Raw genomic sequence first — 23,819 nt, forward strand, 5'->3', positions numbered from 1 at the left:
CTTGCATGAATCGCTTTGAAAATCAGATCGCGCTGGTCACCGGCGCGGCCCAGGGCGTCGGACGCGCCACCGCCAAACGCCTGGCATCCGAAGGCGCTGCGGTCGTGCTGGTCGACCGCGCCGCCGAACTGGGCGAGGCCGTGGCCCGCGAGATCCGCGAGGAGGGCGGACAGGCGTCGTTCATCGACGCCGACCTCGAAACCCACGCCGGTGCACAGCGGATGGTGCAGTACACGCTGGACACGCACGGCCGAATCGACGTGTCCGTGCACAACGTGGGCGGCACGATCTGGATGAAACCGTTCTGGGAGTACACGCCGGACGAGATGCAGCGGGAGGTCACCCGTTCGCTCTGGCCGACGCTGTGGTCGTGCCGCGAGGTGATCCCGGTAATGAAAAAGCAAGGCCGGGGCGCCATCGTCAACGTCGGCTCAAACGCCACGCGCGGCATCTACCGCGTGCCGTATTCGGCATCCAAGGGCGGCGTTCACGCGGCCACCGTCTGCATGGCGCTCGAACTGGCCGAATCCGGCGTGCGCGTCAATTGCGTGGCGCCGGGCGCCCTGGACAACGGCGTGCGCGCCATTCCGCGCAACACCGAAGTCCCCTCGGATCAGGACCGCATCTGGCAGGGCGAGATGTACACGGACTGCCTGGCCGGCACGCCCATGCATCGCATGGGCAGCATGGAAGAGGTCGCGTCAGCGATCTGCTTCATGGCGGCGCCGGAGGCGTCGTACATCACGGGGCAGGTGATGTATGTGGCTGGAGGGCATGTGGGGTGAGGAGGCGAGGGGTGACAGACACCCACTGAGCCCCCCGTTCTCGCAAAACGAAAGGCCGCTGGCTCATGGCAGCGGCCTTTTCTGTTTGCGGCCGCCCCTCGACGGGGGCTCGCAGCGTCTATGCGGCGCGCGCGAGCGGCGCGGCGCCGATGCGGCTTAGGGAGCCGGAAAATGGGCCGGTGCGCTGGCGCGGCTGCGGCTGGCGTTCGTGGATCAGGCCGCGAACGGCTTTCAGCACGTCGTCCGGGCTGGCCGGTTTACGCATCAGCATCGCGCGGCCCGCGCACGCTTCCAGGATCTCGTGTTCCGGCCGGCCGCTCAGCACCAGCACCGGCGTTTCATGCAGATAGGCGTTGTCCCGCATGGCGGTCAGGAGGGCGGCGCCGTCCATGCCGGGCATGGACAGATCGGTGATGACCAGGTCGGGGCGCAGGGCGATCATCTGCTGCAGCGCGGTCAGGCCGTCGGTATGCGTCGTGACGTCATAGCCTTCGCTGGTCAGGAACTCGCTCATCAGGGCGACCAACGTGGGTTGGTCGTCCACCAAAAGAATCTTCGTCATTTTTTTCGGTGCCACGGTGGGCAGGAATTCGGTTGTCTGCGCGGCCGGCTGTCCCCAGGTTCAGGCGGGGGGGGGGGCCGAGGGCGTGCCAGCAAAGGCGGCAGGCGCGCGAAAAGGCGGCCGGCAGATCGGGAAGCCGAATCCTAGGGCATGGCAGGGCCGCGTTGGTGTAGTAGTTGTATCCATACGCAACCCAGCTGCGCACATACCTGTATAGTTCGCCAGTGCGCAGGATGGTCTGCAGACTTCTCCGTCCCTATAATTCTTCGCACTCTGCCTTAGCGCAATCCGCGCGCTTTCCCTGAATTGGTAAATCGATCTCATGCTGAAATCGCCGCAGCCGGCCAGTCGCCTGGCCTTTCCCCGCACTTTGATGGCCGGATTCATCCTGGCCGCAGTGGCCACGCTGGTCATCGCCTTCGTCAACGTACGCTCGGCGGACACCCGCGCGCGTGCCGTCCAGTCCATGGACCGCGCGACCGAGTCGCTGCGTCAGCTCAGCCTGTTCAATTCGGCCCTGAAAGACGCCGAGATCGGCCAGAGGGGTTACCTGCTGACGGGCGACCCGGCCTACCTGGAACCGTATGTGCGCTCCGTGCCGCTCATCGAGCAGCGCCTGGCCGTCGTGCAGGAGTTCTCGCAACAGGACGCCACGCAGCGCCGGATTGCCAATGACATCGCGGGCATCACGAAGCAAAAGCTTACCGAGTTGAACAACACCGTCGAGATGCGCCGAGCGGGCGACGTCGAAGGCGCGCTGGCGGTGGTGCGGACCGATTCGGGCAAGGAGGCGATGGACCGGCTTCGCGATCTCGTCGGCGACCTCTATACGTCACAGATGCGCCGGGTCGAGCAGGAGCGCGACGCCTGGAGCGATGCGGCCACGATTTCCACCTACTATTCCTGGGGCGGCGCCCTGGTGCTGCTGGTCCTGATCTTTGCCTCGGCGCTCATGACCATCCGCGAGTATCGCGTCAAGGCGCGCCAGGCCTGGGTGACGACGGGCCTGTCGGGTCTGAGCATGCGGCTGCGGGGCGACCAGCGGCTGGACGAGATCGGCCGGCGCGCCCTGGACTATCTGGCCGAATACCTGAACGCCAGCGTCGGCGCGGGTTATGTGGTCAACGGTGACGACCTCGAGCTGTTCGGCGGCTACGCGGTGCCGCCGGAAAGGCTGCCCCAGAAGATTTCCACGGCGCAGGGCCTGGTCGGCCAGGCGGCCGTATCGCGCAAGCTGCTGCACGTGCGCAACGTGCCCGCCGGCCACCTTGAAGTCTCGTCCGCCACGGGCCGCTCGAATCCGGTCGAACTGGTGGTCGCGCCCGCCATGCAGTACGAGCGCGTATACGCCGTGATCGAGCTGGGCTTCAACCATCCGGTCAGCGAGGGCGAACGCAGCCTGCTGGAAGGCGCGTCCGAAATGCTGGCGTCCGCCATCCGTGCCGGCATGGACCGATCGCGGCTGGAATCGCTGCTGGCGGAAACGCAGCGCCAGTCCGAAGAGCTGCAGACCCAGCAGGAAGAACTGCGTGTCAGCAATGAAGAACTGGAGCAGCAGAGCCGCATCCTGCAGGAATCGCAGGCGCGCATGGAACTGCAGCAGACCGAGCTGGAGCAGACCAACCTCAATCTGGAATCGCAGACCGAGCAGTTGCTGCGGGTGCAGAGCGCGCTAACCGACAAGGCCCGCCTGCTGACGCAGGCCAGCCAATACAAGAGCGAATTCCTGGCCAACATGAGCCACGAGCTGCGCACGCCGCTCAATTCCACGTTGATCCTGGCCAAGCTGCTGTCCGACAACAAGACGGGCAACCTGACGGCAGAACAGGTGAAGTACGCGCAGACCATCAACGCGGCGGGGCGCGATCTGCTGGCGCTGATCAACGACATCCTGGACCTGGCCAAGATCGAGGCGGGCCAGGCGACGGTCGAGATCGAAGACCTGGCGGTGACCCCGGCGCTGCAGCGGTTGCTGGAACCGCTGCGGCCGCTGGCCCAGGAAAAGGGCCTGGCGCTGGAGCTGGACATTGCGCGCGACGTGCCGGACACCCTGCGGACCGATCCGCAGCGGCTGGGCCAGGTGCTCAAGAACCTGCTGTCCAACGCCATCAAGTTCACCGAGCAGGGGTTCGTCGCGCTGCGCGTGACGCGGGCGCCGGGGCGCATGCTGTCATTTGCGGTGCACGACACCGGCATCGGCGTGGCTCCCGACCAGCACGAACTGATTTTCGAGGCATTCCGTCAGGCCGACGGCAGCACGCACCGCAAGCATGGCGGCACGGGGCTGGGTCTGTCGATTTCGCGGGATCTGGCCAAGCTGCTGGGCGGCTCGCTGTCGCTGGTCAGCACGCCGGGGCAGGGCAGCGTGTTCACGCTGTTGCTGCCGATGAACATGCTGGTCGTGTCGACCGCCCCGGCGCCGCGCGAGGGCGCGGAGGCGCCTACCACGCTGGCAGGCCCGGCTGGCGCCATCGCCGCCCCGCCCGCCGCGCTCACCGAGCCTGCCCAACCGGCGGCGCTGGCCCAGTCAGCCGAGCCAATTGAGCAGGAGCCGGGCGAGACCTTTGCCCGAACCATCCTCGTCATCGAGGACGACGAACGCTTTGCGGGCATCCTCGCCGATCTGGCGCACGAGATGGGCTTTGGCTGCCTGGCCGCGCACACCGCGACGGAAGGCCTGGCGCTGGCGTCGCAGCGGCGTCCCGATGCCATCGTGCTGGACGTCAACCTGCCCGACTTTTCCGGTCTGGGCGTGCTGGATCAGCTCAAGCGCAACCCGAACACCCGCCACATTCCGGTGCACATCGTGTCGGTGGCCGATTACGCGCAAGAGGCGCTGGTGCGCGGGGCGGTGGGTTATGCGCTCAAGCCGGTCAAGCGGGAGGAACTGGTTCACGCGCTGCACCGCCTGGAAGCCAAGTTCACGCAGAACGTGCGGCGCGTGCTGGTCGTCGAGGACGATGACCGCCAACGCGACAGCGTGCGCGAACTGCTGGCGCGCGACGACGTCGAGATCGTGCTGGCGGCCAATGCCGGCGACGCGCTGGCGCTGCTGCGCGACACCACCTATGACTGCGTGGTGATGGACCTGAACCTGCCCGACATGAGCGGCTACGAACTCCTGCGCGAAATGGCAGAGCAGGAAAGCGTGTCGTTCCCGCCCGTGATCGTGTACACGGGCCGCGCGCTGTCGCGCGACGAAGAGCAGCAGCTGCGCCGCTTCTCCAAGTCGATCATCATCAAGGACGCGCGTTCGCCCGAGCGCCTGCTGGACGAAGTGACGCTGTTCCTGCACCAGGTGGAAGCCGAGTTGCCGCCGCAGCAGCGCCAGATGCTGGAGCTGGCGCGCAGCCGCGACACGACGCTGGAAGGCCGCACGGTGCTGGTGGTGGAAGACGACGTGCGCAACGTGTTTGCGCTGTCCAGCATCCTGGAACCCACCGGCCTGCACGTCGAGATTGCGCGCAACGGTCGCGAGGCGCTGGATGCGCTGGGCCGCGCCGGCGTCAACGGCCACCGTGCGGTGGACCTTGTGCTGATGGACATCATGATGCCGGAGATGGACGGCTATACGGCCATGCGCGAGATCCGCGCGCGGCCCGAGTGGCGCCGTCTGCCCATCATTGCCCTGACGGCCAAGGCCATGAAGGACGACCAGGAAAAATGCCTGGCCGCCGGCGCCAACGACTACATCGCCAAGCCGCTGGACGTCGAGCGCCTGCTGTCGCTGGTGCGCGTCTGGATGCGCAAGTAAGCCCGACCCGGCCACGACACAGCGATCACGCCCATGCCTAATCAAAACAAGGCGAACATCGAAGACATCGAGCAGCGATTGCTGCTCGATGCGATCTATCACCGCTACCACTACGACTTCCGGGAGTATGCGCAGGCTTCGCTGAAACGCCGCCTGCGCACCGCGCTGGGCGAGTTCGACTGCAAGACGCTGTCGCAGCTTCAGGACCGCGTGCTGCACGAGCCCGCCGTGTTCACGGGCCTGCTGCAATACCTGACGGTGCAGGTCAGCGACATGTTCCGTGATCCCAGCTATTTCCTGGCGCTGCGCAACGAGGTGGTGCCGATCCTGCGCACCTATCCCTCGATCAAGGTGTGGGTGGCCGGGTGCAGCACGGGCGAGGAAGTCTATTCGCTGGCCATCCTGCTGCACGAGGAAGGGCTGCTGGATCGCGCGCTGATCTACGCCACCGACATCAATCCGCACGCACTGCGCGCGGCCGAGCAGGGCGTGTTCGACCTGGAGCGCGCGGCGGCCTTCACGGCCAACCATGCGCAGGCCGGCGGCCGCAATTCGTTGTCGCACTATTACACGGCGCGGTATGGCCGGGTGGTGTTCGACAAGACGCTGCGCGAGCACATGGTGTTCTCCGACCACAGCTTGTCGACCGACAGCGTGTTTGCCGAGGTGCATCTGGTGTCGTGCCGCAACGTGCTCATCTACTTCGAGCGCGACCTGCAGGACCGGGCGCTGGGCCTGTTTCACGATGCACTGGTTCATCGCGGATTCCTGGGCCTGGGGTCCAAGGAGTCGGTGCGATTCACGGCGCAGGCCGACGGCTTTGACGAATTCGTGATGGCCGACCGCATCTACCGTAAAAGGGCCGACCTGTGACCACGCGCGGGCCGGATCTGTCCGTGGACGCTTCGGACGCCTGGGACGCAATCGTCATCGGCGGCTCGTCGGGCGCTATCGACGCCCTGAGCGTTCTGCTGCCGGCGCTTCCCGCAGGCCTTCAGGCGAGCGTGATCGTGGTCCTGCACCTGCCGTCCGACCGCCGTAGCCTGTTGAGCGACATCTTCAGCTATCGCTGCGCCTTGCCCGTGCAGGAAGCGCAGGACCAGCAACCGATACAGCCTGGGCACGTGTATTTCGGGCCGCCCGGCTACCACCTGCTGGTGGACCGGGGGCCGCGCCTGGCGCTGTCGATCGACCCGCCGGTGCATTTTTCACGGCCGTCCATCGACGTGCTGTTCCAGTCCGCCGCCGATTGCTATGGCGAGCGGCTGCTTGGCGTGCTGCTGTCCGGCGCGAATGAGGATGGGGCCGAAGGCCTGGCCGCCATCCATGCCGCCGGCGGCCACGCGCTGGTGCAGGCGCCGGCGTCGGCAGCGGCACCCACGATGCCCGACGCCGCCCTGGCGCTGGTTCCGGCGGCAAGGGCGCTGACGCCCGACGAGATTGCCGCCGTGTTCGCGCAGTTGCCCACAAGACGGCTGCCCTGAAACCCAAACGCATTGACACCATGATCCCGACATCAGCCCCATCCCGCGACGACCGCATCAAGTGCCTGCTGGTTGACGACGTTCCGGAGAATCTGATTGCGCTCGAGGCGCTGCTGGCCAGCGACCGTGTCGAGGTGCTGAAGGCCCAGTCCGGCCCGCAGGCGCTGGAACTGCTGCTGCGCCACGGCGACGTCGCGCTGGCGCTGCTGGACGTGCAGATGCCCGACATGAACGGCTTCGAACTGGCCGAACTGATCCGCGGCAGCGAGCGCACGCGCCACATTCCGCTGATCTTCATCACCGCCGGTTCGCGCGAACAGAACTGGCAGTTTCGCGGCTACGAGAGCGGCGCGGTGGACTTTCTGTACAAGCCCGTCGACCCGTACATGCTGCGCACGAAGGCCAACGTGTTCTTCGAATTGCACGAGCGCAAGCGTGCGCTGGCGCAGCAACTCGAAGAGCGCACCGAAGCGCTGCGGGTCAACGAAATGTTCATGGCCGTGCTGAGCCACGATCTGCGCACGCCCTTGCAGGCCATCATCATGGGCGCCACCGTGCTGCAGCGCCAGGGCGACGACGAACGTGTGTCGAGCCTGGCGCGGCGCATGCTGCAAAGCAGTGAGCGCATGTCGTGCCTGATCGAAGACCTGCTGGATGTGACGCGCATTCGCCAGGCGGGCGGGCTGACGCTGGCGCCCTCGGAACTGAACATGGGAGCGCTGGTCGAGCGCACGCTGGACGAGGTGCGCACGGGCTTTCCCGATCGCCAGGTGGCGTCGCACTGCCGTGGCGACGCGGCCGGCGCGTGGGACGGCCAGCGCATTTCGCAGGTGATCGCCAACCTGGTGGGCAACGCCTTGCACCATGGCAGCAAGACCGCCCCGGTGCGGGTCGAGGTCAATGGCGAGGACGCCAACGAGGTGGTCGTTACCGTTTCCAATGGCGGCACCATTCCGCCGGAGCTGCTGCCCCATCTCTTCAACCCATTCCGCAGCGGCGCGCGGCGGCCCGGCGGTCACCACGGATTGGGCTTGGGCCTTTTCATTGCGCAGCAGATCGTGGTGTCGCATGGCGGCTGCATCAGCGCGGACTCGCGCGACGACGTGACGAGTTTCCGCGTGGCTCTGCCGCGGCGGGCGGCGTCGGCCGGCGCGGCGGTGATCGCGCGGCCGCGCGGCGACGCGACGCCCGCCTAGGGCGGCGCAGACTGTCCACCGCAGTCAGCGGTGGACAGGTCATCCGGTGTATCCACATCGGCGCATACGCCCGCATCATCGACCGCCAGCTCGGTCACACCATGACGGGCCAATACGGAACGTGCGCCCACATCTCCCGCCAGCGCCGCAAGCGCCGGCCAGATCGATCGCTGAAACGCGACCGGGTGGCCGCGCTGGCCCTGCCATGCCGGCGCGACGATGGGATGCTCCTTTGCCGCTTCTGCAACGCGCAGGAAGGTATCCGCGCGGATCCAGGGCATGTCGCCAAGCGCGACAAGGCAGGATTGCACGTCCGGGCTTGCGGTGCGCATGACGTGCCGTGCGGCCGCAGCAAGACTGTCGCCCATGCCACCGTTCGTGCCATCGGCGTAAGGGCCTATCGTGACCACCTCGCATCCGGCTTGCGCCAGGAGTGCCGCGACGCGGTCATTGCCCGCGCGGACGACCGCCACGACGCCGGCCGCCGCGGCCAACAGGGACGACGCGGCCGCCATGACGACAGGTGTGCCGTCTGCAAGGCGCGCCAGCAGCTTGTCCTGGCCGGCGGCCGCGCTGGCAAAGCGCCGGCCGCGTCCGGCAGCTAGCAGAATGCCCACGCAGCGGACGCGCGCGGGGCTGTCCGGATTGGTTTCGAGATCGAACATTTTCTTGTCAAACGGGCGTGGCGGCCGGGCGGTTCCGGTCGCTATCATCGATTGACGACGATCTTATCGGGAAATCCGCCCCGTTTTCACGCGCGCGGCAGCGCGGCACCCGGCATGCCGTGGGCGGCGCCGCCAGGAACGCGGTTTGCTGATAGTGCGCGCTGATGGCGAGCTGCGGCCCGCCGAATGCTCAAAGGAGTTCCAGCCTTGGAAAATTCCATCGATATCAAGATTTCGCGGCGCAACCTGCTCAAGGCGGGCGCCGCTTCAGCCACCGCACTCGGGACATCAACCATGTCCGCAGCCCAAAGCGCCGCGCCGGCGCACAACCTGACCACCACGGTCACCCTGCAGGTGAACGGCCGCACGCATGAGTTGGCGCTGGATGTGCGCACCAGCCTGCTGGACGCGCTGCGCGAGCACCTGCACATGACCGGCACCAAGAAGGGCTGCGATCATGGCCAGTGCGGCGCCTGTACGGTGCTGCTGGATGGCAGGCGGATCAATGCCTGTCTGACGCTGGCCGTCATGCACGACGGCCAGCAGATCACGACTATCGAAGGGTTGGGCACGCCGGGCGCGCTGCATCCGCTGCAGGCCGCGTTCGTCAAGCATGACGGTTACCAGTGCGGTTACTGCACGCCGGGGCAGATCTGCTCTGCGGTCGGCATGCTGGACGAGGCCGCAAGCGGGATGCCCAGCCATGTCACCGGCTCGTTGACCGAGCGCCCGTTGCTGACGCCCGAGGAGATCCGCGAACGCATGAGCGGCAACATCTGCCGTTGCGGGGCGTATTCCAACATCCTGGACGCCATCGAAGACGTCGCGGAGGGCAAGGCATGAGATCGTTCACGTACGAGCGTCCCGGCACCGATGCCGAAGCTGCTGCCAGCGCGGCACGCGAGCCGCGGACGCGGTTCATTGCAGGCGGCACCAATCTGCTTGACCTGATGAAGATTGAGGTCGAAACGCCCGTCCACCTGGTCGATGTCAACGGCCTGGGTCTGGACCGCATCGAACCCACGGGCGACGGCGGGTTACGCATCGGCGCCGTGGTGCGCAATGCGGACCTTGCCGCCCACGACGTGGTGCGGCGTGATTATGCGGTGCTGGCGCGCGCGCTGCTGGCTGGCGCGTCGGGACAGATCCGCAACCGCGCCACGACCGCCGGCAATCTGCTGCAACGCACGCGCTGCCCGTATTTCTACGACACCAACCAACCCTGCAACAAGCGCGTGCCCGGCAGCGGCTGTTCCGCAATCGGCGGCGTGTCGCGCCAGTTGGCGGTGATCGGCGCCAGCGACGCCTGCATCGCCACGCATCCTAGCGACATGGCTGTGGCCATGCGCCTGCTGGACGCGAAGATCGAGACGGTGCGTCCCGACGCCACGCGGCGGGTAATTCCCATCGCCGATTTCTATCGCCCGCCGGACGGCACGCCGCATATCGAGACCCATCTGGCGGCTGGCGAACTGATCACCGCGGTGGTGTTGCCCAAACCGCTGGGCGGCAAACACCTCTACCGCAAGGTGCGCGACCGCGCGTCGTTCGCCTTCGCGCTGGTGGCGGTGGCCGCCGTCGTGCAAGACGATGGCACCGGCAGGGTGGCGCTGGGCGGCGTGGCGCCCCAGCCCTGGCGCAGCGAAGCGGCGGAAGCGTATTTGCCGGACGGCGCGGCGCGCGTGACCGATGCGCTGCTGTCCGGCGCCAAGCCGACGCCGGATAACGGTTTCAAGCTGACGCTGGCGCGCCGCGCGCTCGGTTCGGTCTTGATGGAAGCGAGGGCGTGAACTCATGAAATTCGATACTCCCGCGACACAGAACCCGATCGATCAGCTTAAGGTCGTGGGCCAGCCCGTCGATCGCATCGATGGACCGCTCAAGACCAGCGGCCAGGCCCCTTACGCGTACGAGCACCACGACATCGCGCCGAATCCCGCGGTCGGCTACGTGGTGGGCGCGGGGATTGCCAAGGGCGCCATCACGGCCATCGATACCGAGCTTGCGAGCCGGGCGCCGGGTGTACTGGCCATCGTGACCGCGCAGAATGCCGGCAAGCTGGGCAAGGGCAAGATGAACACGGCCACGCTGCTGGGCGGTCCGGACATCCAGCACTATCACCAGGCGATTGCGTTGGTGGTGGCCAACACGTTCGAGGAGGCCCGCGCGGCCGCCAAACTGGTTCGCGTGCAGTACGTTCGGCGCGAGGGCGCCTTCGACCTGGCGGCGCAGAAGCGGGACCACGGCGACGCCGGAAAGCACATCCCGAAAACGGACGCGGGCGACTTCGACGCTGCGTTCGCCGCGGCGCCGGTCACGGTCGATCACACCTACACCACGCCCGACCAATCGCACGCGATGATGGAGCCGCACGCCTCGCTTGCAGTCTGGAAGGGCGACAAGCTCACGATATGGACGTCCAACCAGATGATCGCCTGGGGGCGGTCCGATGTGGCCCGGACGCTGGGCATTCCGAAGGAGAATGTGCGCCTGATCTCGCCCTACATCGGCGGCGGCTTCGGCGGCAAGCTGTTCGTGCGGGCCGACGCGTTGCTGGCGGCGCTGGGCGCCCGAGCGGCCGGCAGGCCGGTCAAGGTGGCGCTGCCGCGTCCGCTGATCATCAACAACACGACGCACCGGCCCGCCACGATCCAACGCATCCGGCTGGGCGCGGGGCGCGACGGCAAGCTGACGGCGATCTCGCACGAGAGCTGGTCCGGCGACCTGCCGGACGGCCAGCCCGAAGAGGCCGTGCAGCAGACCAAACTGCTGTACGCCGGCGCCAACCAGCGCACCGCGCTGAACCTGATGACGCTGGATCTGCCCGAGGGCAATGCGATGCGCGCACCCGGCGAGGCGCCCGGCATGATGGCGCTGGAAATTGCCATCGACGAGATGGCGCAGGCGCTGGACATGGACCCCGTGCAATTTCGCGTGCTCAACGACACGCAGGTGGATCCCACCGATCCGTCGCGGCCTTTCTCACAGCGGCGTTTCGTCGAATGCCTGCAGACGGGCGCCCGGCATTTCGGCTGGGATAAACGCGATCCCAAGCCCGGCACGCGGCGCGAAGGACGTTGGCTCATCGGGCTGGGCGTGGCCAGCGCCTTTCGCAACAACCTGGTGACCAAGTCGGCCGCGCGCGTGCGGCTGGATGCGGCGGGGCGCGTCATCGTCGAGACCGACATGACCGACATCGGAACGGGCAGCTACACCATCATTGCGCAGACCGCCGCCGAGATGCTGGGCGTGCCGCTGTCCCGCGTGGTGGTGCGGCTTGGCGATTCGGCCTTTCCCGTATCCGCGGGCTCGGGCGGGCAGTGGGGCGCGAACAGTTCCACGGCGGGCGTGTATGCCGCCTGCGAAAAACTGCGGACGCTGATCGTGGAGCGATTGGGATTCGACACGCAGGGCGTGGTGTTCGCCAACGGCGCGGTCACGGATGCCAGCGGGCGCAGCGCGCCCCTGACGCGCGCGGTGTCGGGCGGCGAGCTCATCGCTGAAGATGCCATCGAGTTCGGCGACCTGGACAAGAAATTCCAGCAATCCACGTTCGGCGCGCACTTCGTGGAAGTGGCCGTGGACGCCGCCACCGGCGAGACTCGCGTGCGCCGCATGCTGGCGGTCTGCGCCGCAGGCCGCATCCTCAATCCCAAAACGGCGCGCAGCCAGGTCATTGGCGCGATGACCATGGGCGTGGGCGCGGCGTTGATGGAGGAGCTGGCGGTTGACCATCGCGCGGGATTCTTCGTGAATCACGACCTGGCAAGCTATGAGGTCCCCGTCCATGCCGACATTCCGCGCCAGGAGGTCATCTTTCTAAACGAAGACGATCCGGTGTCATCGCCCATGAAAGCCAAGGGCGTCGGAGAACTGGGCCTGTGCGGCGTGGCGGCGGCGATTGCCAATGCGGTGTACAACGCGACCGGCGTGCGCGTGCGGGATTATCCCGTGACACTGGACAAGCTGTTGGCGCAGATGCCGTCCGACGCGTGATGCGATGCCGCCGTGCGCTATGCTGGCGCGATGACAAAACACGACTATCAAGACGCGCTGCGCCGCATCCTGGACGCGCACACGGCGGCCGCTTTGCGCACGCTGGCCGGCATGTTTGCGCGGTTGCCCGAGAAGGCGCGCGAAATCCAGTTCGGCATCTTTCCCGACCAGGGCGGCGAGGGGACTTTTTCGGTGGTGATCGGCCTGGAAGGGCCGGATCTGTATGTGCTGAACAAGGCCATCGAAGGGTACCGCGATCTCTTTGACGTCGTGCACGGCGAAACGGGGTTGGAGCCGCCGGTGCCCATGTTCTCCAGCGAGCCGGCGTTCTGCGTGCAAGACGCGATCGCCGACGTCGCGGCCGATTGGGTTGAATCGCTATGGGAGCAAGGCGGCCGCCTCGTATCGCCTTTGCCGGCAATGGTGTATGCCCAAGACGATTACGGAACCGACCTGCCGCGCGCATTGCCGGGGACATAAGCGGGTTTCGTTCAACACAGATCAAACAGTCCGGCCGTTTTTCGCCGGCGTGACATCAAGCCTATTTAGAATGCCGGCGGGCGCCGACCGCCCGGTGCGCGGCCATGCCGCGCGTCTCGAATCATTAATAGGCTTGATCACTCATGTACCGTCACTCCCGCTTGCGCAGCCGTATCGCGCAATCGCTCCATCGTCTTTGCGCGGTGTTGACTGTTCTTCTGCTGGCGGCGCTGCTTGCGCCGGCCGCGCACGCGCAGTCTTCGGCGCCGCTTCAGTGCGGACTGTACGAGTACGACGGCGGAAGGGGCCAGATGCGGGTGCTGAGTTCCAACCTCATCCGCAAGAGTGCGCTGAACGGTCCCGAGCTGCTTTACTACAAAATCGAAAACGGCAAGCTGGGCTTCTATAACCTGGACCTTGGCCTGGACGATGAATACAAGCTTTCCCCGGATGGCAAGTCGATCGACGTGGGCTTTGAAATGGTCTACGCGCTGAAGACCTCCGCGCCGTGCGCCGCGCCCACGGAACTGCCGCAGACCAAGGTCTGGCCGCTGTGCTGGAAGGCGGGCATGATGGAATGCCTGGACGCGTACAACGAGACGTCCGTCAAGGAACTGGAAAGCATGTGCGCAAGCGGCCTGCCGTTCGTGTGCAAGAAACTGCCGGACGCCTGGCGCGAAGCCGGCGGGCTGGAACCCGGCGAAGGCGGCCAGCCCGCGCCGCTGGGCGAGGCGGCGCACAAGACGCTGCAGGCCGCGTGCCTGAAGGGCATCTCCGCCAGCACGTGCACGCTGGCGGCCGAAGAAGCCTGGACCGCGGGCCGATACCTGGATGCCCGGCCCATGCTGGAACATGCGTGCGCGGCGCCGATCGCCAGTCCCGATGCGTGCACGCTGGCCGACAGCCTGGCGCCGCTGACCACCGAGGCGTTGGCGCAGGCCGCGCCGGCCCAACTGCCGCAGGGCACCTTCAAGCGTCCGATCGGCACATTGCGCAAACTGGTCTTCGGAGCGGATGGCGTGGTCAAGGACGACGGATCGCTGACCATGAAGGCGCGCCGGGAAGGCGGCCTGATCAAGATGCAGCACAACCAGGGCGGGGACTTCGTCCTCAAGCCGCTGGGTGACCGCTTGCTGCTCGGGGTTGATTACTGGAATCGCCTGGCGCTATTCGTGCGCGCTGACAACTAAAGCCTGTCGTCATCCCGCCGGCAGGCGGCGTAGCTGCAGCTTGCCGGTGGCGAAGGCGAATTCGTACGCGTACACGGCGTCGATGGCGTAGGCATCGGCGCCGTGCGGTGCGTCTTCCGCGACGATGCCGCGCAGCACAGTGCGCCCGTCGACGCGGTCCAGCACGGCGTAGGCCGTGTGGCCTTGGCGCAGACCGGCGTCGCGCAACCGGTCTGCGATGCGATACGCCTGCAATACGTTCATGCGGGGCTGCACATAGATGCCGTGGCGCGCCTTGAAGTGATTGTCGGCGCGCAGCGTGGCGATGGCCGTATAGCAGGCCTCGCGCAGGCTCGCTTGCCGCTCAGTCACGATATGCGGCGCGGGCAGGGCGGTGGCATCGACCATCCACCATGCGTCGGCCCCGTCTTCCAGGCTTTGCAGGAAGGTTGCCGGCTCGCCGCCGATGAACTCGATCCGCCCGTGATAGCCCTTGTCGAGCACTGCCCGATACTCGGCGCGTTGCGTTGCGGGGAGCAGGCTGATCGTCGGTTCCGGGGCAAGACCGGCGTGCGCAATGCGGCCCAACGCCCGCCACGCCGCGTCGTCCAGCATGGCGCTGTCCTGGCGCAACGCATCCATATCCGCAAAGACCGCCACCCTCCAGCGTGCGCTGCCGTAGATGGACGTCGCCTGCAACGAGAACGCATCGCCCCGCAAGCCCAGCGCCTGCAATTGCGCCAACGCCGCCTTTTGCCGCGCCACGTGCCGGTCTTTTTCCTGGCGCGCGGCGTCGATGCGGCCGGTCAGCGTGGCCAGCCCCTCGTCCGGTCCCAGCCGCACCATGAATTGCTCGGTGTCGATGCGGTCCTGCAGGTAGATGCCGTATACGCCGTTCCAGCGGGCCAGCGGCGCCGAGGGCCGCAGCGGACGCATACTGACCACGTGCAGGTCGGCGCCGTAATGGTCCGTGATCGTGCGTTCGACGTCGCGTATCGGCCCTTTGCCGGTGCAGGCGCCCAGCAATGCGGTGAACAGGCACGCAATTGCCGTCAGCCGCTTTCTTGTGTTTGTCATCGGGACTTCTGTGGCCAGCGCCCGGGCGGGTGCCGCTCGGCTGCAAAGAGCGCGAGTGTAACGAACCGGGCGACGGTGGCACGGCTTTCGCTGCAGTGCGCGTTGACGCCGGACAAGCCGGTGGTGTCCAGTTCCGCGCAGGGAGGCGAAACATTCGCAACAACGTTTTACGACGGGCGGGACACGCACGCCCCGTAGTCTGGCCAAGATGCATCATCTAGCCTGCCACCATGTGTTTCAGCTGCCAAACCGGATGTTGCGATCTGTATGCAACCCGGTAGGATGCGCGCACATTGCTCCAGCCCATTTCCACCGAGGATCGATCCCATGTCCCTGCCGCGCCCGCGACTTGCTCTTTCTGCCCTGATGCTCGCCCTGACCCTGTCGGGCTGCGTCACGATCCCGGATTCGAACGGCGCGGGCACCGCGGACGACAAGCGTTATGGGCAATTGGTCGATCTGATCGGCGAGGCGATGAAGGACGGCATGGCGGTGGTGCTGGTCGCGGACCTGATGCCGCACGCCACGTTGAAGGACGCCATGAAGATGACGACGTGGACCGGCAATACCGTCTGGATGTTCGAGCCCGATCCGCGCATCACGTTCGGGCGCAAGTTCCAGAACAACTCGCTGCAACGCGACAAGGACACGACGTACCTGTTCAAGGCCTTCGAGGTCCACATCCTTCCGCCTGGCAAGTACCTGCTGACGGGCGGGGACGACTACAAACTCAATGCCAAGCTGGACGACATCGGCGCGCGCGCCGGCGCGGTGGGCTCGGGCCGTGGCGCCAACGGCACCACCTATCTGTCGCCGGAGCTGTATCGCGAGTTCTACAAAGAGACCAACTGGCACGAAGGCACGACGGGCAGCCAGACGCGAACCGAAAAGGTCTGCACGGCCGTGCACCGCGCATCCGGCGCCTGCGTGGCCTGGGGCGAACAGCAGGTCACCGAGACCACGCCCGGATCGCGTGCCGGCTACTACGAAGACACCACGTCGCGCGACATCCCCGCCATCAAGGTGCAGTCGCGCGTGGTGCCCAAGCTGGCGCTGGCCAGCTTCACGCTCAAGGGCGGCGACCTGGTGCTGAGCCAGCGCATGCACATGAGGACGCCTAGCTACAAGTTCAAGCAGTCCGCGTGCCGAGCGGTCGATCCGAAGATGATCGAATGCCCGCTGGAGGACTTCACGGTGTACACGTGGCCGGCGCCGATGGACTTCGCGCAGAAGTACTTCGCGCAGCGCACGAACCTGACCGACGCGCAGCGTGAGCTGCTGGCCAAGCTCAAGCCGATGCAGATCACGCCGTTGGGCAAGCAGGGCATGCAGGATCCGGTATGGGGCGTGCCGCTGTCGCTGGGCAACCGGAAGTAGGCCGGATCGGTCCACAAGCTGCGGGCCGCTGGCCAAGTGCCGTGGCACCGCAGGGCATCCGTTTTCGCGCATAAGCGAATCGCGAAAATTTCATATTGAATGAGTTTGATTCTTAGTTATACTCGGACACATCTGTGCGGGCGGTCACGCCGTTCGTGCGGATCTCCGGTCTACGTACCAATGCAACGGGCGTTTCGGCTTCGGCGGAATGTTTCGGTACGCCGGCGGGCCGGCGCATAAAGACAATAAAAACCAGCGTTGACAGCATCACCCAAGCGCATTCCTCGAGCGACGACGCATCGACAGGTCGACCCGTCGAACGTCCGCCGCGCCCGCCGTCCTTCGTACAGAACCTGGAGCACTGCATGCCTGTCCCCACCCGTCGCCGCAAGCTCGCGATCGCCTTGACCGCCGCCTTGGGCGCGCCCACCGCTTTCGGCCCCTCCGCCTTCGCGCAGTCGTCCGGCGCCAATCCGCCGGTGCCTCAATTGCCCGCCGTCACCGTGACGGGCGCCAGCGAGAACAAGCCGGATGAAATGCCGCCGGTCTACGCGGGCGGCCAGATCGCGCGCGGCGCGCGGTTGGGCATGCTGGGCAATGTGGACATGATGAGCACGCCATTCAACGTGACGGCGTACACGTCGGAACTGGTGTTGAACCAGCAGGCGCGCAGCCTGGCGGACGTGATGGCGAACGATCCCGGCGTCGTCAGTGCGGGGCCATGGTTCTTCGACAACTTCAATATCCGCGGCTTTGTCGTCAACCGCGCGGAGATCGGTTTCAACGGCCTGTACGGCATCGCCAATTCCGAAGGCGTGCAGCTTGAAGGCTTGGAGCGCATCGAAGTTCTCAAGGGGCCGAGCACGCTGCTCAACGGCAGCGCGCCGCGCGGCACGGCGGGCGGCGCGATCAACCTGGTGCCCAAGCGGGCGGACGACACGCCGCTGACGCGTTTTACGACCAGCTATGTGGGCGACGCCAATCTGGGCGCCAACGTGGACATCGGCCGGCGCTTCGGCCAGGACAATAAGTTTGGCGTGCGGTTGAACGCGGCCTATCGCGACGGAGAAGGGTCGGTCGACAACGAGAAGCCGCGCGCCTCGAACGTGACGCTGGGGCTGGACTACCGCGGTGACCGGCTGCGCGCCAGCGCGGATCTGGGCGCCAGCAACCAGAAGGTCAGCGGCGCGCGGAACAATTATTTCGTCACGACCGCGTTTCCGCCGTCGGCGCCGCGCGGCGACATCAATCCGTATCCGTCGTGGTCGTACCAGGACAAGGATTATGCGTTCGCCATGGTGCGCGCCGAGTACGACCTGACCCGCAACTGGAGCATCGGCGGCGCGCTCGGTCTGGCCGAGACGACGCGCAAGGCCAATTCGCCGTGGGGCGTCATCATCAACGACGCCGGCGACCTGGATTTCACGGCGTTCGGGCTGAAGGAACGCAACAAGACGCGCAGCGGCGAGTTGAACACGCGCATCCAGTTCGACACCGGCCCCATCAAGCACAGCGCCGTGCTGGCCATGACCGACTACGACTCGAAGGTCAGCGGCTATCAGCCGCAGTCGTCGTGGAACGAGTTCAGCAACATCTATCACCCGACCAGCCTGTCGGAGCCCGACAACTTCAGCCTGAACGGCACGATGGTGCCGCAGAACGACATGACGTTGCGCAGCTACGCCATCACCGACACGCTGTCGATGCTGGACGAGCGCGTGCTGCTGACGCTGGGCATGCGCCATCAGAAGATCGACGTGAATTCCTATGTCTGGAATACCGGCGCGTGGCAGTCCAACTACACCCGCAGCGCCAACACGCCGGCGGTAGGCCTCGTCGTCAAGCCGACCGACAAGCTTTCCCTCTACACCAACTACGTCGAGGCGCTGGCGCAGGGCGCCGTGGCGCCGGCCACCGCGGTGAACGCGGGAGAGGTGTTCGAACCGTTCGTATCCAAGCAGTTTGAAGTTGGCGCCAAGATGGACTGGGGCACGTTCTTCACGTCGCTGAGCGCCTTCCAGATCAAGCGGCCCAGCGGGTTCCTGGGCGCGGACAACGTGTATCGCCTGGCGGGCGAGCAGCGCAATCGCGGGCTGGAATTGTCCGTCGCCGGCGAGGCCGCGCGCGGCCTGCGGCTGCTGGGCGGCGTGGCGTGGACGCGTGCCATTCTGACCGAAACCCCGGGCGGTGAATTCAACGGCGCCAAGGCGTCGGGCGTGCCGACGTGGTCGGTCAAGCTGGGCGCGGAATACGACATCGCGCAGGTCCCCGGGCTGACCGCGACAGCGCGCATGATCTACACCTCTTCCATACCGTGGGATGCGGACAACAACGCAACCGTGCCGGCCTGGACGCGTTTCGACGTGGGCGCACGCTATGCAACCCGCATCGCCGACCGCAACGTGGTGTTCCGGGCGGCTGTGGAGAACGTGTTCAACCGCCGCTACTGGGATTCGTCGCCCGCGTACCAGATGGTCACGTCCGCCGCGCCGCGCACGTACATGCTGTCGGCCAGCGTCGACTTCTGATGGCCGCAGGCCGGCATTGGCTGGGAGAGCGCCAGACCTGGGTCTGGCTGCACCGCTACGCCGGTCTGCTGACCGCGCTGTTCCTGACGGTGGCGGGGCTGACCGGCAGCATCCTGGCGTTTGGCCACGACATCGACGCGTGGCTCAATCCCGCCTTTCACCAGGCGCGTTCCACTGCGCCGCCGCTGGGCTTTGACGCATTGGCGGCGCGCATCGAGGCGTCGGATCCCACGCTGCGAGTCGACTACGTGACGCACGATGGCACGCCCGGCCGCACGGCGCTGGCGTTCGTGTCGGCGCGGGCCGGACGTCCGCCGCTGGGCTATGACGAGGTGTACGTCGACCCGGGCACCGGTGAGATCCAGGGCAAGCGTTCGCGCCGGGCCTGTTGCCTGCAGGCCGAAAGCTTCGTGCCCTTCATGCTGCAGATCCATCACAGCCTGTATGTGCCGGGCTTGTGGGGGTGGTGGTTCATGGGCGGCATCGCGCTGATCTGGCTGGTGGACAGCTTTGTGGGTGTTTACCTGACGTTGCCGCGCGGCGGGCTGCGCATGGCGAAATGGAAGCCCGCATGGCTTATCAAGCGCGGCGCGGGAGCGTACCGGCTGAACCTGGACCTGCATCGCGCCTTTGGATTGTGGCTATGGCTGGCGCTGGTGCTGCTGGCGCTGAGCAGCGCCTACCTGAACCTGCGCGAAGAATTGTTCCGGCCGGCCTTGTCGGCCGTGTCGACGCTGACGCCGATTCCCACGGCCAGCACGCCGGCTGCGGGGCGCGATGCGCTGTCCGTAGTGGGCTTTGACGCCGTTCGCGCCCGCGCCAACGCGTATGCCGAGGCGCAGGGGTGGCCGCAGCGCGTAAGCGGCGTCAGCCACTTCAGCGATCTGGGCTTGTACCTGGCGCTGCTGTGGCCGTCGCATCACGACCGGGGGCAAGGCCTGGGATCGCCCATGCTGTACTACGACGCGCACACCGGCGCGCGGGTGGGGGTGACGCAACCCGGCCACGGCACCGCGGCCGACGTCTTCACGCAGATGCAGTTTCCGCTGCACAGCGGCCAGATCGGCGGGCTTGCCGGCCGGATCGTGGTCTGTGCGCTGGGGCTGGTCGTCGCGATGCTGAGCGTAACCGGCGTGGTGATCTGGTGGAAGAAGCGGCGGTCGCGGGAAGTCTCGGACCGGCGTGCGGAGCGCGGTTGACCAGGGCGACGCCGCAGCTTGCCGGATTGCTACCAATGTCGAATGGTCGTAGTCATTCCGGCTACTTGAGTAGCTGAAAAACTGCGCATAGATTGACCAAGGCCGATTTGCCGTTGTGCGAATCGGCCGTATGGATGGTCCGCAGCAGAAAGTGTTCAGTGGTGCGTTTTCTCTGTCTTTGTCAGGGAGCCCCTTCTTGGACGTCCACCTCCTTCTTGCAGACCGGTGCGCCTTACGCACACGCCGTCTATCCCCGTTCGCGCCGCTTGATGCCGCCGCCTCGTTTTGCGGCGGCGCGCTGTCGTCCCTTTCCCCTCGTTTCCACTGACCTTGATCCTCGGAGCGTGCCCGCCACATCGACACCGAACGCGCATTAGCTAGAAAAAACATCGTCGTGCATGTTGGAAGTCCCCTCAGTGAACTTCGCCAAACACATCCATTAGGAGCGACAACAATGAAGCTAACTCGCCGCAAACTGAACGCAGGGGGATTGGCCCTGCTGGCTGCAGGATCGCTCGGGCCGGCCTTCCGGGCCTCGGCCGCCGCCTCGGAAGGGCTGGTCGCCAATCTGCCTGAAGCCGATGACCGTTTCGTCCTGGCCACCGACGCCTACATCTACGCCTACCCGCTGGTGACCATGGAGATGACCCGCCGGGTGATCACCAACGTCGCCGAACCCAAGGGCACGCGCGCGCCGATGGGCCAGCTCATCAAGCTGCGCCAGTACCCGGACGCCAAATTCCGCGACGTGACGGCGCCAAACGCCGACACGCTGTACACCACGGCGTTTTTTGATGTGGGCGACGAACCCTGGGTCGTCAGCCTGCCCGACCTGAACGGCCGCTACGCGCTGTTTCCGCTGCTGGACGGCTGGACGACCGTGTTCGACGTGCCCGGCAAGCGCACGACGGGCACGGGCGCGCAGACCTTCATCGTGACGGGGCCGGGCTGGGAAGGAACGGTGCCGCAGGGCATGAAGCAGTACAAGTCGCCGACTAGCATCGTCTGGCTGCTGGGCCGCATCTATTGCACGGGCACGCCCGAAGACTACGCTGAAGTGCACAAGCTGCAGGACCAGGTGAAGATCGCGCCGCTGAGCGGCTGGGGCAAGGACTGGAAGGCGCCGCAGGGCAAGGTCGATTCGGCCATCGACATGAAAACGCCGGTGCGCGACCAGGTCAACAACATGGATGCGACCGAGTATTTTTCGCTGTTCGCGCAACTGCTCAAGCGCAATCCCCCGACGGTGGCCGATGCGCCCATGGTCGAGAAACTGGCGACGATCGGCATCGTGCCGGGCCAGGATTTCGACAAGTCGAAACTGCCCGCCAATTTTGCCAAGCGGGTGCCCGAGACCGGGTTCGCACGCATCATGGCGCACTTCCGATCGACCGATGGCGACATCCAGCACATCGACGGCTGGGGCTTCACGACCAAGACGGGGATCTACGGCACGAACTATCTGCAGCGCGCCTTGGTCACCGCGATCGGGCTGGGCGCGAACCGGCCGCAGGACGCCGTCTATCCGACCTCGTTGCGGTCCTCCAATGGGGCGATCCTTCGCGAATACAACGGCTCGGAAAAGTACGTGCTGACCTTCCGCAAGGGGCTGACGCCGCCGGTGTCGGGATTCTGGTCGCTGACCATGTATGACCAGAACTACTTCTTCGTCGATAACCCGCTGAACCGCTATTCCATCAGCGAGCGCCAGCCGCTCAAGCGCAAGCCCGATGGGTCGATTGATCTGCTGATCCAGAACGAATCGCCGGGTCCGGAGATGGAGTCGAACTGGCTGCCGGCCCCCAAGGGCCGGTTCATTCTGATGATGCGTCTGTATTGGCCGAACGAAAGCGATCCTTCCATCATCAATGGCTCGTGGACGGTGCCGCCGGTGCGGCGCGTGAGCTGACGCGGTCATGGCGGCAGGGCGCGCCTCGGATCCTTCCGGGGCGCGGCCCGCCTGCCTGTATACGCCTTCGGGCCGGAGGACACGCGATGAAAATGCACGTCTTTGCCTGTGCGGCATGCACCGCGCTGCATGTCGGAACCGCAATCGCGGCCGAGCCGCAGACGACACCCGCCGTCGACGCAGCAGTTTCCGACGAATGGACGTTTTCGGTGTCGCCGTATTTATGGGCGCCGGCGCTGTCCGGGAAGATCACGCATCGGCGGCTGCCGCCCGTAGACGTCGATGCGAGCTTCGACAAGATCTTCGACAACCTGGATTTCGCGGCCATGCTGATGGGCGATGCGCGCAAAGGCCGGTACAGCATCTTTGGCGACCTGCTGTACGTGAAGGTCGGCGCGCAAGGCGACACGCCGCGGGGAATTCTGGCCGACAGCGCGGACGTGAAGAACGAGTCGTTCACGGGCATGATCGGCGCGGGCTATTCCGTGCTGGACAGGTCAGAGCACAGCCTGGACGTGGTAGGCGGCCTGCGGGTCTGGTCGGTGGACAACAGCATCAGGTTCAATGGTCCGCTGACACGGGGCACAAAGCACAGCGACAGCGCGACGTGGGTGGACGCCATGGTGGGCGTTCGCGGCACCTACAACTTTCATTCCAGGGCCTATCTGACGGGCTGGGGCATGATCGGGGCAGGGGGCGCGCAGGCGGACTGGGACCTGGGGCTTGGCGTGGGCTACAACTTCAACAAGTCGGTGTCGGCCACAGTGGGATACCGCGCGATGGGCGTGGACTACGAACGCAACGGCTTCAAGTACGACGTGGTGTTGCAGGGGCCGATCGCGGGGGTGACGATCCGTTTTTGAACGACGTGTTCCGCAGTGGGTTCAGCGCAGGTCGGCCACGTTGACGGTGGTGGCGCCGCAGGCCTGCACCAGCTCAGGGTCGTGGCTGGCAAACAGCACGACGCGGTCTTGCGCCCAGCGCTTGAACACGTCTGCCAGCACGCCGCGCGCCTGCGCGTCCAGCCCATTGCTGGGGCCGTCGGCCACGACGACCGCCGGATTGCCCAGCGCGGCGGCGGTCAGGTAGACCTTGCGCCGCGTACCGGTGGACATCTGCTCGAAACGCTTGTCCAGATGCGGCTCAAGACCAAGCTGGCGGGCCAGTTCCCATATCGAGTCGTCCAGCGTCACGCCTTTGGCTTGGGCCGCCTGTTCCAGCAGGCCGCGTCCCGTCTGCTCGGGAAACGCCATGCAATTGTCCGGCACCCAGGCCAGGCGGGACTGCGCAACTTGCGGCGCGTCGCGCAGCGAGTGGCCGTCGATGTGCACGTCGCCGCTGTCCGGCGCGAGGGCGCCGGCGATGATGTTCAGCAGGCTGGACTTGCCGGTGCTGTCTTCTTCGCACAGCGCCACACAGCCTGGCGCAAAGGTATGCGTCAGTCCCTGGAACACGATGTAGTCGCCGTAGCGCTTGCTGAGATTGTCGATGCGTAGCATGCGGCAAGTGTACGAGAGGAACGCGTTCCGCGGCCACTGGAAGGCGAGGCCGTATTCGATCGGGTCGAGCAGGCCATGGGTTGTCGTGTCCGGACCCGGCCGTTAGCATCGGCGGCTACCCGCCAAAAAAACAGGAGAC

General features: G+C 66.2%; 19 protein-coding genes. 15 read left to right on the forward strand and 4 right to left on the reverse strand.

The genetic code is table 11. From position 1 onward, the window contains the following. The first annotated feature begins 5 nt into the window (after window positions 1-5). On the forward strand, window positions 6-785 hold the full coding sequence (locus KW836_RS08595; protein ID WP_218342981.1) for a 1,6-dihydroxycyclohexa-2,4-diene-1-carboxylate dehydrogenase: 780 nt from the start codon (window positions 6-8) through the stop codon (window positions 783-785). 118 nt (window positions 786-903) lie between these two features. Here the strand turns inward: KW836_RS08595 and KW836_RS08600 are convergent, their stop codons facing one another. Beyond that, window positions 904-1,347 carry a response regulator gene (locus KW836_RS08600; protein ID WP_254594188.1) on the reverse strand — a complete coding sequence of 148 codons (444 nt, stop codon included), beginning with the start codon at window positions 1,345-1,347 and terminating at the stop codon, window positions 904-906. 322 nt (window positions 1,348-1,669) lie between these two features. Here KW836_RS08600 and KW836_RS08605 point away from each other — a divergent pair, with 322 nt between their 5' ends. From KW836_RS08605 to KW836_RS08620, 4 genes are read left to right on the forward strand one after another with little or no spacing between them, the layout of a single operon-like run. Continuing rightward, window positions 1,670-5,101, forward strand: coding sequence for a response regulator (locus KW836_RS08605; protein WP_218342982.1), 3,432 nt, complete (start codon window positions 1,670-1,672; stop codon window positions 5,099-5,101). Window positions 5,102-5,134: 33 nt separating this feature from the next. Next, window positions 5,135-5,974 carry a protein-glutamate O-methyltransferase CheR gene (locus KW836_RS08610; protein WP_218342983.1) on the forward strand — a complete coding sequence of 280 codons (840 nt, stop codon included), beginning with the start codon at window positions 5,135-5,137 and terminating at the stop codon, window positions 5,972-5,974. Between the two features lie 23 nt (window positions 5,975-5,997). Then, window positions 5,998-6,585, forward strand: coding sequence for a chemotaxis protein CheB (locus KW836_RS08615; protein ID WP_224776870.1), 588 nt, complete (start codon window positions 5,998-6,000; stop codon window positions 6,583-6,585). A 20-nt stretch (window positions 6,586-6,605) separates the two neighbouring features. Then, on the forward strand, window positions 6,606-7,781 hold the full coding sequence (locus KW836_RS08620) for a hybrid sensor histidine kinase/response regulator (protein ID WP_175122685.1): 1,176 nt from the start codon (window positions 6,606-6,608) through the stop codon (window positions 7,779-7,781). On the opposite strand, the gene KW836_RS08625 is transcribed toward KW836_RS08620, so the two are convergent. Further along, on the reverse strand, window positions 7,778-8,446 hold the full coding sequence (locus tag KW836_RS08625; RefSeq protein WP_218342984.1) for an NTP transferase domain-containing protein: 669 nt from the start codon (window positions 8,444-8,446) through the stop codon (window positions 7,778-7,780). The two genes, KW836_RS08620 and KW836_RS08625, sit on opposite strands and share 4 nt — an antisense overlap. A gap of 186 nt (window positions 8,447-8,632) precedes the next feature. Here KW836_RS08625 and paoA point away from each other — a divergent pair, with 186 nt between their 5' ends. From paoA to KW836_RS08650, 5 genes are all read left to right on the forward strand, one after another. After that, window positions 8,633-9,289, forward strand: coding sequence for an aldehyde dehydrogenase iron-sulfur subunit PaoA (gene paoA / locus KW836_RS08630; protein ID WP_218342985.1), 657 nt, complete (start codon window positions 8,633-8,635; stop codon window positions 9,287-9,289). After that, window positions 9,286-10,236, forward strand: coding sequence for a xanthine dehydrogenase family protein subunit M (locus KW836_RS08635; protein ID WP_218342986.1), 951 nt, complete (start codon window positions 9,286-9,288; stop codon window positions 10,234-10,236). Before paoA ends, KW836_RS08635 begins: the two co-directional genes overlap by 4 nt. A 4-nt stretch (window positions 10,237-10,240) precedes the next feature. Beyond that, window positions 10,241-12,442 (forward strand): aldehyde oxidoreductase molybdenum-binding subunit PaoC, encoded by a 2,202-nt coding sequence (paoC, locus tag KW836_RS08640; protein ID WP_218342987.1) that lies wholly within the window; start codon window positions 10,241-10,243, stop codon window positions 12,440-12,442. 30 nt (window positions 12,443-12,472) lie between these two features. Continuing rightward, entirely contained in the window at window positions 12,473-12,922 is a 450-nt protein-coding gene (locus KW836_RS08645) for a DUF6389 family protein (RefSeq protein ID WP_175122690.1), read from the forward strand. Window positions 12,923-13,065: 143 nt separating this feature from the next. Continuing rightward, window positions 13,066-14,112 (forward strand): hypothetical protein, encoded by a 1,047-nt coding sequence (locus KW836_RS08650; RefSeq protein ID WP_218342988.1) that lies wholly within the window; start codon window positions 13,066-13,068, stop codon window positions 14,110-14,112. 9 nt (window positions 14,113-14,121) lie between these two features. On the opposite strand, the gene KW836_RS08655 is transcribed toward KW836_RS08650, so the two are convergent. Then, complete coding sequence (locus tag KW836_RS08655) at window positions 14,122-15,168, reverse strand: hypothetical protein (protein ID WP_218342989.1); 1,047 nt, start codon at window positions 15,166-15,168, stop codon at window positions 14,122-14,124. Window positions 15,169-15,495: 327 nt separating this feature from the next. On the opposite strand from KW836_RS08655, the gene KW836_RS08660 reads away from it, so the two are divergent. The 5 genes from KW836_RS08660 to KW836_RS08680 all read left to right on the forward strand — a co-directional run bounded on the left by KW836_RS08660 (window position 15,496) and on the right by KW836_RS08680 (window position 23,044). Beyond that, complete coding sequence (locus KW836_RS08660) at window positions 15,496-16,545, forward strand: hypothetical protein (protein ID WP_218342990.1); 1,050 nt, start codon at window positions 15,496-15,498, stop codon at window positions 16,543-16,545. Window positions 16,546-16,910: 365 nt separating this feature from the next. Beyond that, a complete protein-coding gene (locus KW836_RS08665; protein ID WP_218342991.1) occupies window positions 16,911-19,073 on the forward strand; it encodes a TonB-dependent siderophore receptor in 2,163 nt (720 codons plus the stop codon). Next, on the forward strand, window positions 19,073-20,272 hold the full coding sequence (locus tag KW836_RS08670) for a PepSY domain-containing protein (protein ID WP_218342992.1): 1,200 nt from the start codon (window positions 19,073-19,075) through the stop codon (window positions 20,270-20,272). Before KW836_RS08665 ends, KW836_RS08670 begins: the two co-directional genes overlap by 1 nt. A gap of 454 nt (window positions 20,273-20,726) precedes the next feature. Then, window positions 20,727-22,181 carry a DUF1254 domain-containing protein gene (locus tag KW836_RS08675; protein WP_218342993.1) on the forward strand — a complete coding sequence of 485 codons (1,455 nt, stop codon included), beginning with the start codon at window positions 20,727-20,729 and terminating at the stop codon, window positions 22,179-22,181. Between the two features lie 86 nt (window positions 22,182-22,267). After that, the gene (locus tag KW836_RS08680) at window positions 22,268-23,044 is read left to right on the forward strand and encodes a hypothetical protein (RefSeq protein ID WP_218342994.1); all 777 of its coding nucleotides are present in this window, start codon (window positions 22,268-22,270) and stop codon (window positions 23,042-23,044) included. A gap of 21 nt (window positions 23,045-23,065) precedes the next feature. Here KW836_RS08680 and KW836_RS08685 read toward each other — a convergent pair whose 3' ends face one another. Beyond that, complete coding sequence (locus KW836_RS08685; protein ID WP_218342995.1) at window positions 23,066-23,680, reverse strand: ATP-binding cassette domain-containing protein; 615 nt, start codon at window positions 23,678-23,680, stop codon at window positions 23,066-23,068. Window positions 23,681-23,819 lie beyond the last annotated feature (139 nt).

The organism is Achromobacter sp. ACM05, assembly GCF_019218915.1.
Classification (GTDB): Bacteria; Pseudomonadota; Gammaproteobacteria; order Burkholderiales; family Burkholderiaceae_B; genus Achromobacter; species Achromobacter animicus.

Bases quoted from the DNA above. Each gene is read 5' to 3' on its own strand.
- KW836_RS08595 (WP_218342981.1), top strand. From the start codon at position 6: ATGAATCGCTTTGAAAATCAGATCGCGCTGGTCACCGGCGCGGCCCAG.
- KW836_RS08600 (WP_254594188.1), bottom strand. From the start codon at position 1,347: ATGACGAAGATTCTTTTGGTGGACGACCAACCCACGTTGGTCGCCCTG.
- KW836_RS08605 (WP_218342982.1), top strand. From the start codon at position 1,670: ATGCTGAAATCGCCGCAGCCGGCCAGTCGCCTGGCCTTTCCCCGCACT.
- KW836_RS08610 (WP_218342983.1), top strand. From the start codon at position 5,135: ATGCCTAATCAAAACAAGGCGAACATCGAAGACATCGAGCAGCGATTG.
- KW836_RS08620 (WP_175122685.1), top strand. From the start codon at position 6,606: ATGATCCCGACATCAGCCCCATCCCGCGACGACCGCATCAAGTGCCTG.
- KW836_RS08625 (WP_218342984.1), bottom strand. From the start codon at position 8,446: ATGTTCGATCTCGAAACCAATCCGGACAGCCCCGCGCGCGTCCGCTGC.
- paoA (WP_218342985.1), top strand. From the start codon at position 8,633: ATGCTCAAAGGAGTTCCAGCCTTGGAAAATTCCATCGATATCAAGATT.
- KW836_RS08635 (WP_218342986.1), top strand. From the start codon at position 9,286: ATGAGATCGTTCACGTACGAGCGTCCCGGCACCGATGCCGAAGCTGCT.
- paoC (WP_218342987.1), top strand. From the start codon at position 10,241: ATGAAATTCGATACTCCCGCGACACAGAACCCGATCGATCAGCTTAAG.
- KW836_RS08645 (WP_175122690.1), top strand. From the start codon at position 12,473: ATGACAAAACACGACTATCAAGACGCGCTGCGCCGCATCCTGGACGCG.
- KW836_RS08650 (WP_218342988.1), top strand. From the start codon at position 13,066: ATGTACCGTCACTCCCGCTTGCGCAGCCGTATCGCGCAATCGCTCCAT.
- KW836_RS08655 (WP_218342989.1), bottom strand. From the start codon at position 15,168: ATGACAAACACAAGAAAGCGGCTGACGGCAATTGCGTGCCTGTTCACC.
- KW836_RS08660 (WP_218342990.1), top strand. From the start codon at position 15,496: ATGTCCCTGCCGCGCCCGCGACTTGCTCTTTCTGCCCTGATGCTCGCC.
- KW836_RS08665 (WP_218342991.1), top strand. From the start codon at position 16,911: ATGCCTGTCCCCACCCGTCGCCGCAAGCTCGCGATCGCCTTGACCGCC.
- KW836_RS08670 (WP_218342992.1), top strand. From the start codon at position 19,073: ATGGCCGCAGGCCGGCATTGGCTGGGAGAGCGCCAGACCTGGGTCTGG.
- KW836_RS08675 (WP_218342993.1), top strand. From the start codon at position 20,727: ATGAAGCTAACTCGCCGCAAACTGAACGCAGGGGGATTGGCCCTGCTG.
- KW836_RS08680 (WP_218342994.1), top strand. From the start codon at position 22,268: ATGAAAATGCACGTCTTTGCCTGTGCGGCATGCACCGCGCTGCATGTC.
- KW836_RS08685 (WP_218342995.1), bottom strand. From the start codon at position 23,680: ATGCTACGCATCGACAATCTCAGCAAGCGCTACGGCGACTACATCGTG.